The 12,341-nt window shown below is 74.3% G+C and carries 10 protein-coding genes; 5 read left to right on the plus strand and 5 right to left on the minus strand.

Annotated features, from left to right (window positions below; genetic code table 11):
* The first annotated feature begins 19 nt into the window (after window positions 1–19).
* Window positions 20–1,645, plus strand: coding sequence for an alpha/beta hydrolase (locus tag FGW31_RS06605; protein WP_142192414.1), 1,626 nt, complete (start codon window positions 20–22; stop codon window positions 1,643–1,645).
* On the opposite strand, the gene hemQ is transcribed toward FGW31_RS06605, so the two are convergent.
* Complete coding sequence (gene hemQ, locus FGW31_RS06610) at window positions 1,646–2,377, minus strand: hydrogen peroxide-dependent heme synthase (RefSeq protein WP_142192415.1); 732 nt, start codon at window positions 2,375–2,377, stop codon at window positions 1,646–1,648.
* Window positions 2,378–2,382: 5 nt separating this feature from the next.
* Complete coding sequence (gene hemG, locus FGW31_RS06615) at window positions 2,383–3,840, minus strand: protoporphyrinogen oxidase (RefSeq protein ID WP_142192416.1); 1,458 nt, start codon at window positions 3,838–3,840, stop codon at window positions 2,383–2,385.
* A 291-nt stretch (window positions 3,841–4,131) separates the two neighbouring features.
* Here hemG and FGW31_RS06620 point away from each other — a divergent pair, with 291 nt between their 5' ends.
* Both FGW31_RS06620 and FGW31_RS06625 read left to right on the plus strand, forming a co-directional pair.
* Entirely contained in the window at window positions 4,132–5,145 is a 1,014-nt protein-coding gene (locus FGW31_RS06620) for a DUF4349 domain-containing protein (RefSeq protein WP_142192417.1), read from the plus strand.
* Between the two features lie 37 nt (window positions 5,146–5,182).
* Entirely contained in the window at window positions 5,183–6,595 is a 1,413-nt protein-coding gene (locus FGW31_RS06625) for an FAD-dependent oxidoreductase (protein WP_233452417.1), read from the plus strand.
* A 21-nt stretch (window positions 6,596–6,616) separates the two neighbouring features.
* Here the strand turns inward: FGW31_RS06625 and FGW31_RS06630 are convergent, their stop codons facing one another.
* On the minus strand, window positions 6,617–7,015 hold the full coding sequence (locus FGW31_RS06630) for a hypothetical protein (protein WP_142192418.1): 399 nt from the start codon (window positions 7,013–7,015) through the stop codon (window positions 6,617–6,619).
* A gap of 132 nt (window positions 7,016–7,147) precedes the next feature.
* On the opposite strand from FGW31_RS06630, the gene FGW31_RS06635 reads away from it, so the two are divergent.
* On the plus strand, window positions 7,148–7,969 hold the full coding sequence (locus FGW31_RS06635; protein WP_142192419.1) for a rhomboid family intramembrane serine protease: 822 nt from the start codon (window positions 7,148–7,150) through the stop codon (window positions 7,967–7,969).
* Between the two features lie 68 nt (window positions 7,970–8,037).
* On the opposite strand, the gene FGW31_RS06640 is transcribed toward FGW31_RS06635, so the two are convergent.
* Both FGW31_RS06640 and hemE read right to left on the minus strand, forming a co-directional pair.
* Window positions 8,038–10,089 carry a SpoIIE family protein phosphatase gene (locus FGW31_RS06640; RefSeq protein ID WP_142192420.1) on the minus strand — a complete coding sequence of 684 codons (2,052 nt, stop codon included), beginning with the start codon at window positions 10,087–10,089 and terminating at the stop codon, window positions 8,038–8,040.
* 102 nt (window positions 10,090–10,191) lie between these two features.
* A complete protein-coding gene (gene hemE / locus FGW31_RS06645) occupies window positions 10,192–11,286 on the minus strand; it encodes a uroporphyrinogen decarboxylase (RefSeq protein WP_142192421.1) in 1,095 nt (364 codons plus the stop codon).
* Window positions 11,287–11,431: 145 nt separating this feature from the next.
* Here hemE and FGW31_RS06650 point away from each other — a divergent pair, with 145 nt between their 5' ends.
* The gene (locus FGW31_RS06650; RefSeq protein WP_142192422.1) at window positions 11,432–12,106 is read left to right on the plus strand and encodes a DUF3000 domain-containing protein; all 675 of its coding nucleotides are present in this window, start codon (window positions 11,432–11,434) and stop codon (window positions 12,104–12,106) included.
* The last annotated feature ends 235 nt before the right edge of the window (window positions 12,107–12,341 follow it).

The following is a 12,341-nucleotide window of genomic DNA, read 5'->3' on the forward strand; positions in this document are numbered from 1 at the left end:
TGCATCGAAGGGATCACCGATGAGAACTGCCGCCGTCCACGCGGCCGCCGGGTCCTTGCTGCTCACCACCCTGGCCGCCGCCCCGGCCGGCGGTACCGCGCACGCCACGTCGGCCGCTCGGGCCGCGGCCGAGGTGCGCGGCGCCACGGTGGCCGCCGCACGCGCCGCGGACCGGGGCATCGACTTCGGCGAGTGCCCCGAGACGCAGCAGCTTCCGGGCACCGTCCAGTGCGGCACCGTGCGCGTACCGCTCGACTACGCCCACCCGGACGGGCGGCAGATCGAACTCACCGTCAGCCGGGCCCGCGCCACCGGCAAGGACCCGGCCAACAGCAAACGCAAGGTGCCCCGGCAGGGCGCCCTGGTCCACAACCCGGGCGGACCGGGCGTCGGCGGCATGTACTTCCCGATGACGGGCGTGCTCCCCGAGTGGAAGCGCATCGCGGCCGCCTACGACCTCGTCGGCTACGCGCCGCGCGGCGTGGGCCGTTCCGCGCCGCTGTCCTGCACCGACCCGGCGACCTTCGCCGAGGGCCCCACGCAGGCACCGGCCCGGCCCTCGGCGGCGTACAAGCGGGAACGCGTCGAACAGGCCCGGGCGTACGCGCGCGGCTGCGCCGAGCGGGCCGGTGACGCGCTGCGGCACTTCACCTCGCTCAACAACGCCCGCGACCTGGACGTGCTGCGCGCCGCCCTCGGCGAGAACCGGCTGACGTTCCTCGGCGCCTCCTACGGCACCTACCTCGGCGCGCTGTACGCCACGATGTTCCCCTCCCACGTCCGCCGCATGGTGTTCGACTCGGCGGTGAACCCCGCCCCGGAGCGCGTCTGGTACCGCAACAACCTCGACCAGTCGGCGGCGTTCGAGGACCGCTGGGCGGACTTCCGGGCGTGGGCGGCCCGGCACGACGACGTGTACGGACTGGGCGGCACCGCACGCGAGGTGCAGGTCAGTTACGACCGGGCGAGCGCGCGGCTGGCGCGGGAACCGGCGGGCGGGAAGGTCGGCCCCGGCGAGTTGCAGGCGGCGTTCCTGCGGGCCGCGTACTACGACGACCACTGGCCGCACCGCGCGCACGCGCTGTCGGCCTATCTGCAGGGCGATCCGGGACCGCTCGTGGAGCAGGCGCAGACCTATCCGGAGGCGGCGGCGGAGGCGGAGAACACGCGGGCCGTCCATCTCGCCGTGGAGTGCAACGACGCGCCGTGGCCCACGGACTGGGCGGTGTGGGACCGGGACAACACCCGGCTGGCGCGCCGGGCGCCCTTCGAGACCTGGGCCCATGTGTGGACGAATCTGCCGTGCGCGTTCTGGCGGGCGCCCCGGCAGCGGCCGCTGGACGTGCGCGCCGGGCAGGGCGAGCTGCCGCCGACGCTGATCCTGGCGGCGGAGCGGGACGCGGTCACTCCCTACGACGGTGCCCTGGAGCTGCACCGGCGGCTCGCGGGGTCGGCGCTGGTGACGGAGCGGGACGCCGGCAGCCACGGCATCGCCGGCGGCCCGAACGCCTGCGTGAACGGGCACCTGGAGGCGTATCTGCTCACCGGCCGCGTCCCGGGGCGGCGCGCCTCCTGCGCACCGCACCCGGAACCGCGGCCGAGGGCGACGGCCCGGCCGGCCGAGCGGGCCCGGCCGGCCGTCTGATCAGGCCAGGTCGGCGACGAGTTCCGCGACGTCCTTGCGGCGGCCGGTGAAGAACGGGACCTCCTCGCGGACGTGCATCCGGGCCTCCGAGCCGCGCAGGTGGCGCATGAGGTCGACGATGCGGTGCAGCTCGTCGGCCTCGAAGGCGAGGATCCACTCGTAGTCGCCGAGCGAGAACGAGGCGACCGTGTTGGCGCGCACGTCCGGGTAGCCGCGGGCCATCTTGCCGTGGTCGGCGAGCATCCGGCGGCGGTCCTCGTCGGGCAGCAGGTACCAGTCGTAGGAGCGCACGAACGGGTAGACGCTCACGTAGGCGCGGGGCGTCTCGTCGGCGAGGAACGCGGGGATGTGCGAGCGGTTGAACTCGGCGGGGCGGTGCAGCGCCATGTTCGACCACACCGGCTCCAGCGCGCGGCCCAGCTTGGTGCGGCGGAAGAGGTTGTACGCCTCCTGCAGCCGGTCGGCGGTTTCGGCGTGCCACCAGATCATGAGGTCGGCGTCCGCGCGCAGCCCCGACAGGTCGTAGGTGCCGCGGACGGTGACGTCCTTGGCGGCGAGCCGGTCGAACAGCTCCTGGACCTCGTCGGCGTATCCGGCACGGTCCTCGGGGAGCACGTCCTTCAGCTTGAAGACGGACCAGAGGGTGTAGCGGATGACCTCGTTGAGGTCCTTGGCCAGCTTGCCCTTGTTCGGGATCCGGTCGGGTGCGGGGGTGGTGGCGTCGTCACTCATGTCCCTTATTCTCCCGCTCCTCCGTGCAGGCTCTGCACCGGGTCGGCCGTGAGGTCCCGGGCGGCGCGCAGGTCACCGTGGATCCCGTCGACGGCGGCATAGGCGCTCGCGATGCAGGCGGGAACGCCGACACCGTCGTAGGCCGCGCCGCACACGGCCAGCCCGGCGAGGCCCGCGAGGTGCTCGCGGACGCGGGCCACGCGCGCGTGGTGGCCGACGGGGTACTGGGGCAGGCCGTCCTGCCAGCGGGTGACGCGGGTCTCGACCGGGGCGGCGGTCAGGCCGGTGGCCGCCTTCAGGTCCTGCCGGGAGACCTCCACCAGGTCGGCGTCGTCGTGGCAGAGGATCTCCGTCTCGCCGTGGCGGCCCACGGAGGTGCGCAGCACCAGCAGGTCCGGGTTCTCCTCGGCGATCCAGCCCCACTTCTGCGAGGCGAACGTGGCCGCCTTGATGGTGCGGCCGTCGACGGGCGGCACCAGGAAGCCGCTGCCGTCGGGCAGATCGGTCTCCGCACGGCGGTAGGCGAGCGTGATCAGCGCCATGGAGGCGTACTCGACGGTGGCGAGCTCGGCGGCGGCGCCGGGTGCCTCGGCGCGCAGCAGCCGGGCGGCGGCCGGGGCGGGCACGGCGAGGACGACCACGTCGGCGTGGAGCACCCGGTCCCCGGCGGTGATCCGCCAGCCGTCCTCCGGGGCGCGGCGCAGTTCGGTGACGGGCGTGCCGGTGAGGATCTCCGCGCCGCGCGCCCGCAGCGAGTCGGCGACCGCGAGCGGGAGGGTGCCCACTCCGCCGGCGATGCCCGTGAACACCGGGCCGGACTGCGGTGCGGCGGCGGCCCTGGCCTGGATCTCGCGGACGCCCTCGGTCAGGGAGGTGTGGGTGCGGGCGGCCTCGAACAGCTGCGGGACCGCCGAGCGCATCGAGATGCGGTACGCGTCCCCCGCGTACACCCCGCCCAGCAGGGGCTCCACCAGCCGGTCGACGACCTCCCGGCCGAGGCGCGCCGCCACGAACTCGCCGACCGCGATGTCGTCGCCGACCTCGGTGCGCGGCAGGTCGGCGTCCCGCTCGATGCGGGCGAGCCCCTCCTCGGACAGCACCCCGGCGAGCGCGGCGGCCGTGCCCGGCACGCCCATGACGTGGCCCTTGGGCATGGGGCGCAGGGCGCCGCGGGTCCACAGCGAGGCGGTGGCGGTGGCCGGCGGCCCAAGACGGTCGGCGAGGCCCACCTCGCGGGCGAGACCGACCGCCTCCGGGCGGCGGGCCAGCAGCGACTCGGCGCCGAGGTCCACGCGCGCGCCCGCGATCTCGCCGGGCAGCAGCTTGCCGCCGACCCGGTCCGACGCCTCCAGCACGGTCACCCGTGCCCCGTGCCGCAGCAGCCGGTGCGCGGCGGCCAGCCCGGCGATTCCGGCTCCGACGACGACGGCCCGACGGCCGTCGCCCGCATGTGATCCGCTCATGCCTCCACCTTCTCAGACGTCGGCGGCCCTCCCGACAGGGCCGTGTGGCTCCGCCGAGTCCGTTCCGTGACCGCATCGGGACCGTTCCGTCCCAACGTCCCGGGGCCCTGCGGCGTCGAAGGAATGTCAGACGCAGTGCCGGTCGCACCGACCTGCCTGTCGTGCACGGTCCGTCGGCGGAACGCCCGTCGTCGGACGGTCCGTCGCGGGAGCACCCGCCGGCGGGCCGTCCGTCGCCGGAAAGTCCGTCGCCGGTCGGTCCGTTGTCGAAGAAACCCGGGGGAATCCCATATGCGCGCACCACGATCCGTACGGTCCGTCCACGCCCTGTCGGGGGTGCTGCTGGCGGCGGCCCTCGCCGTCGCCGGCTGCAGCGGCGGGAGCGGCTCGGCCGGCTCCACGGCCGCCGACGACAAGGCCGCCGCCGCACCCGCGGACAGGCAGGAGGCGGCCCCGGACGGGGCGAAGCAGGGCGCGCCCGGCGGCCCGGCGGACGGCGCCCGGGCGAGCGCGCCGCCCAAGGCCGCGGCGACCCACGTCATCCGCACCGCCTCGCTCACCGTGCGGGTCAAGGACGTCCCGAAGGCGCTGGACCAGGCCCGCACGGTGACCGAGAACGCGGGCGGCTACATCGGCGACGAGACCACCACCCGGGACGCGGAGGGCCACGAGCGGACGCGGGTGGTGCTGCGCGTGCCGGTCGCCGAGTACGAGGAGGTCCTCGCCGGTCTGGAGGGCACCGGCAAGCTCCTGGAGCGCAACGCCGAGGCGGAGGACGTCACCGACCAGGTGGTCGACGTGGAGAGCCGGATCACCTCGCAGCGCGCCAGCGTGGCGCGGATCCGCGAACTGATGGACCGGGCCACCAGGCTCAGCGACGTGGTCACCCTGGAAGGCGAACTGAGCACCCGTCAGGCCGACCTGGAGGCGCTGCTCGCCCAGCAGGCGTCGCTGAAGAACCGGACGAGCCTGGCCACCGTCACCCTGTCGCTGTCCGAGACGACGCCCGAGAAGCCGGTGCGGGAAGACGACGACCCCGGCTTCGTGGACGCGCTGCAGGCGGGCTGGGAGGCGTTCGTCACGATGCTGCGCTGGGTGGCGGTCGCGGTCGGCGCGGTGCTGCCGTTCGCCGCGGCGGCGGTGCTGCTGGTCCTGCTGTGGTCGAAGGCCGTACGGCCCCGGCTGCCGCGGCGCCGCCGCACCGTGCCCCCGATGCCCCCGATGCCCGTCGCCGCGCCCGTGCCGGCGGCCCGTCCGGCGCCGCGGCCGGAGGCGGACGGCGCGCCGGAGCGCGAGGAGAGCTGACCGCTGCCGAAATGCCCTGCCCACGTAGCGTGTTCGCATGAGCATGAGCATGGGTGGCACGAGCGGTGGGCGCGGCGCGAGGGAACGCCTGGTGGTGATCGGCGGCGACGCCGCGGGGATGTCCGCGGCGTCGCAGGCCCGCCGGCTGAGGGGGCCGGACGAGCTGGAGATCGTGGCGTTCGAACGGGGCCGCTTCACCTCGTTCTCGGCGTGCGGCATCCCCTACTGGGTGGGCGGTGACGTCCCCGACCGGGACCGGTTGATCGCGCGCACCGCCGAGGAGCACCGCGCGCGGGACATCGACCTGCGGCTGCGCACCGAGGTCACGGAGATCGACCCCGCCCGGGGCCGGGTCCGTGCGCGGGACCTCGACTCCGGCACCGAGTCCTGGACGTCGTACGACAAGCTGGTGATCGCGACCGGGGCGCGGCCGATCCGCCCGGAGCTGCCCGGCATGGACGCCCCCGGCGTGCACGGCGTGCAGAACCTGGAGGACGGGCAGGCCCTGCTGGACACGCTGGCGCACACCCGCGGCCGCCGCGCGGTCGTGGTCGGTGCCGGGTACATCGGCGTGGAGATGGCCGAGGCGATGATCCGCCGCGGCTACGAGGTGACGGTCGTCAACCGCGGCCGGGAGCCGATGGCCACCCTCGACCCCGACATGGGGCGCCTGGTGCACGAGGCGATGACGGGCATGGGCATCACCATGGTCAACGACGCGGAGGTCACCGCTCTGCCCACGGGCACCGACGGCAGGGTGCGGGCGGTGGCCACCGAGGACGCGGAGTTCCCGGCGGACGTCGTCGTGCTCGGCATCGGGGTGCGGCCCGAGACGGGCCTCGCGCGGGCCGCGGGGCTGCCCGTGGGGGAGCACGGCGGGCTGCTCACCGACCGCTCGATGCGGGTGCGCGGGCACGAAAACGTATGGGCGGGCGGCGACTGCGTGGAGGTGCTCGACCTGGTCTCCGGGCAGGAGCGGCACATCCCGCTCGGCACCCACGCCAACAAGCACGGCCAGGTCATCGGCGCCAACGTCGGCGGCGGCTACGCCACCTTCCCGGGCGTGGTGGGCACGGCGGTCAGCAAGGTGTGCGACCTGGAGATCGCGCGCACCGGGCTGCGGGAGAAGGACGCGCACCGCGTGGGCCTGCGGTTCGAGTCGGTGGTCATCGAGTCGACCAGCCGCGCCGGCTACTACCCGAACGCCTCCCCCATGACCGTCAAGATGCTGGCCGAGCTGCGCACGGGCCGGCTGCTCGGCGTGCAGATCGTGGGTCGGGAGGGCGCGGGCAAGCGCGTCGACATCGCGGCGGTCGCCCTCACCGCCGGGATGACGGTGGAGCAGATGACGGCGCTGGACCTCGGTTACGCCCCGCCGTTCTCCCCGGTGTGGGACCCGGTGCTGGTGGCGGCCCGCAAGGCGACGGCGAAGATCCGCGGCGCCGGGTGAGACACGGACGGGGCGGCCCGGTCACGCCGTCCCGTTGATCCGGTCGATCACCTGCCGGGCCTGCTCGGCCGGGGGCCGGGCGGGCAGCGCCGACACCGACGCCGTGGACGGCACGGACCCGGCGGAGGACACGGGCGGCGGTGCGGACGGCGCGGACGGCGTCGGCGGGACCGGTGCCGCGGACGTCACCGCCGGCGGCTGCTCCCCCGCCGGCCTGGCGTGCGCGGCCGTCGGCCGCGCGGACCGCAGCCGGTGGCCGACCGCCTCGTCCAGCGTCACCGGCCGCCCCGTCCGTGAGGCGAGCCGCCCGGCCTCCTGCCCGAGCCGGGCGACGTCCTCCCAGGGCAGCCGCACCACCAGGGTCAGCTCGGCCTCTCCGTCGGGCAGCGCGTGCAGCGCGGAGGTCACTCGGTCGTCCATCGCCTGTCCCTCACGTCGGCCCGCAGCCCCTTCCCCGCGCCGCGGGCGGTCGCGCAGTGGTACGCACGGCCGGACGGATGTGTTCAGCGGCCGTCCCGGATTCACCGACCGCCGCCCGGGCACCTGTGGGATGTGGTCATCCCCGTCCATGACGTGAACCCCGCGCGGCGCACCCCCTGGGTGACGTACGCCCTGCTCGTCGCCAATGTCGTCGTCTTCGTCTTCCTCACGCCCGGCGTCGTCGGTTCGGTGACCGGCGAGAGCTCTCTCGCGCGGCTGTGCGACCTCCAGGCGTTCCTGGAGCGGTACGCGGTGGTGCCGCAGGAGCTGATCCACCACCGCATGCCCCGGCTGGTCCCGACCGGCCAGACCGGCGTCGGACCGCAGGGGCCAGGGTGCGTGGTGGGACCGCCCGGCTACGACAAGTCCCCCGAACTGAGCGTCCTCACGGCGATGTTCCTGCACGGCGGCTGGCTGCACCTGCTGGGCAACATGCTCTTCCTGTGGATCTTCGGCAACAACATCGAGGACCGCCTGGGTCACGTCCGCTACCTGCTCTTCTACCTCGTCTGCGGCTACGCGGCCTGCTACGGCTTCTCCCTCCTCGACGCCGGTTCGCACGAACCCCTGATCGGCGCCTCCGGGGCGATCGCCGGAGTGCTCGGCGCCTATCTGGTGCTCTATCCGAAAGCCCGCGTCTGGGTCCTCGTCCCCTTCCTGGTCTTCCTGCCCCTGCGGCTGCCCGCCTGGATCGTGCTGGGCCTGTGGTTCGTCCTCCAGGCCGTCTACTCCACCGGGCAGGGCGTCTCCGCCGCCGGCACGGTCGCCTATGTGGCGCACGTCGTCGGGTTCGCCGTCGGGGCGCTGCTCGCCTGGCCCCTCAAACCCGGCACTCCTCCGCCACCGGAGCCCCGCGGCGTCCTCTTCGGCCGCCGCGCCCGCCGGACCTGGTAGGGGCCGGCCCCGCGCACGGACGGACGGAACGGGAAGAGTGTCCGCCGGCCGGTCCGGGGCGGCCGCGGTCAGCCGTTCCCGCCGCGGTCGACCGGGCCGTCGGCCGGGGCCACGGGCACGCGCACCGCCACCATGGCCACGTCGTCGTCGCCGTCGGTGGTCAGCAGGTCGTCCAGGAGCCGGTCGCAGAAGGCCTCCAGCGGCAGCCGGACGGCGGTCGCCGCGTGGCGGCGCAGCCGCTCCAGGCCGACGGCCAGGTCCTCGCCGCGGCGCTCCACCAGACCGTCCGTGTAGAGCAGCAGGGTCGAGCCGGGCGGCAGCGGTTCGGTGGCGCTGGTGTGGTCGGGCTCGGGAACGAGTCCGAGCAGCGGGGAGCGGGCCTCGGTCAGGAAGCGGGCGTCGCCGTCCGCCGCGACCAGCAGGGGCGGAGGGTGGCCGGCGACCGAGTAGTTGAGCTGGAAGTGGCCGGGGTCGGGGCGTTCGACCCGGCCCAGGATGCAGGTGGCGGTGCATTCCAGGTAGAGGGTCTGCACGGCGACGTCGAGGCGGCGCAGGATCGTGCCGGTGGGTTCCTGGCGGTCCAGGGTGAGCCCGCGGAGCATGTTGCGCAGCTGGCTCATGGTGACGGCGGCGGGCAGGTCGTGGCCGGAGACGTCGCCGATGGTGAGGGCGACGGCGTCGTCGCGCAGCTCGAAGGAGTCGTACCAGTCGCCGCCCACCTCGGCGGCGGCGGTGCTGGGGCGGTAGCGCACGGCGATGCCGAGGTCGGGTACGCGCGGCGGTTCGGTGAGCAGGCTGCGCTGGAGGGCCAGCGCCACCTGCCGGGTGCGCTGGTACTCCAGGGCGTTGCGCAGCGGGGTGTGGGAGCGTTTCAGCACCATCCGCAGCAGGCTGATGTCGGTGGGGCCCAGGGGGGTGCGGTCGCCGCAGACGGAGGCGGTGACGAGGGCGGCGGTGGTGCCGTCCACGACGACGGGGAACAGGACGACGCTGTTGGCGCCGTCGGCGAGCCAGGGTTCGCTGTCGGGCGGGACGAGGTCGGGCGGCGGTGAGCCGGGCGGGAAGACGGCGTGGACCGGGCGTCGCCCGTCGGCGGCGCGGGCGAGCGGGCTGCCGGACTCCAGGTGCATCTCGTGGTGCGGGGGCAGGTCGGGCAGCCCGTCGCGGTGGACGGCGGCGACGCGGTCGGCGGTGAGCGCGGTGCCCGGCAGGCGGTGCAGGGCCTGCGGCAGGACGTAGATCGTGCAGTTGTCGGCGATCTCCGGCACGATCACCCCGGCCAGGGCGGCCAGCATCTCGTCCAGGCGGACGATGCCGGCCGTCGCGGCGCTCGCGCGGGCCAGGAGTTCCGCACGGCGGGCCTCCTGCCACTCCTGCTCGATGTCCGTGCAGGTGCCCACCCATTCCACGACCGTGTCGCCGTCGCGGACGGGTGCGGCCTCGACGGCGAAGTGCCGGTAGTCGCCCGCGGCCGTGCGCAGCCGGTACGTGTAGGTCACGTGCGATGCCTGCTCGGCCAGGGCGCGCTGCCACACCTCGGCGGCGGTGGCGCGGTCGTCCGGGTGGATGGCGTCGATGTATCCCTCGCCGCGGAACTCCTCCCAGCTCTGCCCGGTCACGCGCTGCCAGCCGGGGCTCGGCTCGGTGACGCCGCCCTTGGGGCCGGTCACCCACACCATCTGCGATCCGGCGCTGACCAGGCTGCGGTAGCGCAGCAGGGCGCGGCGGCGTTCCTCGGACAGCACGCGGATGCGTTCGGCGCTGGTCACCCGCTCGGTGGTCTCCACGAGCACGCCGAGCACGCCGGGCCGGCCGTCGCTCGTCGTGGCGTGCGAGAAGCTGAACGAGAAGTAGCGCGTCCCGCCGCCGGGGCCGTCGGCGAAGTCCAGGTCGATGGGCGCGTCGATGAGCACCTCGGCCGTGCCCGTGGCGAAGACCCGGTCCAGGATGTCGAGGTAGCCGGACTGCGCGAGGTCCGGGAAGGCCTCGCGCACGGTCCGGCCGAGCGGCCGGTCGCCGAACGTCTTGCGGTGGACCTCGTTGGTGTACGCCAGCCGGTGCTCCGGTCCTTCGGTGAACACCACACCGATCGGAGCAGGGTCGAACATCTCCAGCCTCATGCGGCCTCCACCTGCCCGTTCCGGAAGGTGAACCTCATGGTCAGCGTATGCCCAGTACCCCTGCTCCGCGTTCCGACCCGTCCCCGGCCGGCCGGGCGGCGGTCAGCGCGCGGTGCGGGTGTGCACGTACTCCACCAGCCGGGTCAGGGCGTCCGGGTCGGTGGACGGCATGACGCCGTGGCCGAGGTTGAAGACGTGGCCCTCCAGGCCGGCCGCCGCGTCCAGGACCTCCTGGGCCTTCGTCTCGACGGCCTCACGGCCGGCGAACAGCACGGTCGGGTCGAGGTTGCCCTGGAGCGCCTTGCCGGGGCCGACGCGGCGGGCGGCCTCGTCCAGCGGGACACGCCAGTCGACGCCCACGACGTCCGCGCCGGCCTCGCCCAGCAGGCCGAGCAGCTCACCGGTGCCGACACCGAAGTGGATGCGCGGGACGCCGTGGCCGGCCACCGCGCGGAACACCTTCGCCGAGGCCGGCATCACCGAGCGCCGGTAGTCGGCCGGGGCGAGCGCGCCGGCCCAGGAGTCGAACAGCTGGACCGCCGAGGCGCCGGCCTCGATCTGCACCTTCAGGAACGCGGCCGTGATGTCGGCGAGGCGGTCGAGCAGGTCGGCCCACAGCTCGGGGTCGCCGTACATCATGGCCTTGGCGTTCTCGTACGTACGGGACGGGCCGCCCTCGACGAGGTAGCTCGCCAGGGTGAACGGGGCGCCCGCGAAGCCGATCAGCGGGGTGGGGCCGAGTTCCCGGGTGAGCATCCCGATCGCCTCGGTGACGTAGGTGACGTCCTCGCGGGTGAGGTCGCGCAGCCGGTCGAGGTCGGCGCGGGTGCGGACCGGCTGCTCGACGACCGGGCCGACGCCGGGCTTGATGTCGAGGTCGATGCCGATGGCCTTGAGCGGGACGACGATGTCGCTGAAGAAGATCGCCGCGTCGACGTGGTGGCGGCGCACCGGCTGGAGCGTGATCTCGGTGACGAGGTCGGGACGCATGCAGGAGTCGAGCATGCCGATGCCCTCGCGCACCTTGCGGTACTCCGGCAGTGAGCGCCCGGCCTGCCGCATGAACCACACCGGGGTGTGCGGCACGGGTTCGCGCCGGCAGGCCTTGAGGAAGGCTGATTCCTGGACCGCGTCGTCCTTGACGGCGTCGGAGGTCGCTGTCGGGGTCTGGCCCGTCGGGGTTGCGTTGGCACTCACGTCGGCAAGTCTCGCACGACCGGCGGACGGGCCCGGACCGCAGGGCACCGGGTGCAGGCCACCCCTGGTGCAGGATCCGGCCAGCGCGGGGCGGCGCGGGTGTCCCTCCCTGCGCCGGGAGCGCGTTCCGCTTAATCTTCCCCGCATGGCTGCGGCTCAGGGACGACTGTCGGACGGCGCTGGCGATATGGACGAACCGAAGGGGACCGAGGGTGGGCTCGGGCACGGGGGCGCGCCTCCGCTGCCCTTCCAGGCCGCTGTCGACGCGCTGCGCGGCGCGCGGCTGCGGCCGCAGATCGAGGTGGATCCGGCGCCCGCGCCGAAGCGGCTCGCTCCGCACGCGTACGCGTTGGAGGCGGCGGTCGTCGACGGCGAGCAGGACCTGGCCGACGGCCGGCTGGTGCTGCTGTACGACCCGGCCGGGCACGAGGCCTGGCGGGGTGCCTTCCGGCTGGTGACGCTGGTGCGCGCGGAGCTGGAGCCGGAGATGGCGGCGGATCCGCTGCTGCCCGAGGTGTGCTGGTCGTGGCTGACCGGTGCGCTCGCGGCGCGCGGGCTGGCGTGCGGCGAGCCGAGCGGCACGGTGACGCGGGCGAGTTCGCACTACTTCGGCGGGCTGGCCGAGCGGCCGGCCGCCTCGCAGATCGAGATCCGGGCCTCGTGGACGCCGCGTGAAGGGCTGGGCGGGGTGCCGGACACGGCCGCGCACCTGGCCGCGTGGTGCGACCTGCTGGCGCAGGTCGCCGGGCTGCCGCCGGCCGCTCCCGGGGACGCGTCGGTGGTGACGCTGCCGCAGCGCAGGGGACCGCAGTCGCGCTGAGGTCCCGGCCCGCGTCGGCCGCGGGTTTCCCGCTTCTCGGCGCCGGTAATCACCGACGCCGATCTCTTTGTCGATACGGCCACTTTCGGAAGCGTTATGACGCAGAGCGAAACCGTTCGATCTTCGAATGATCGATCGCGCGTCCGAATTGCACGGATTGTTACTCACCAGATCGTGATCACTTCCTAAAGGACGCCAGGTTTGATGCCGAAGACGACTGTGACCTTGAAAGCAC

This window comes from Streptomyces calvus, assembly GCF_006782915.1.
GTDB lineage: Bacteria > Actinomycetota > Actinomycetes > Streptomycetales > Streptomycetaceae > Streptomyces > Streptomyces calvus.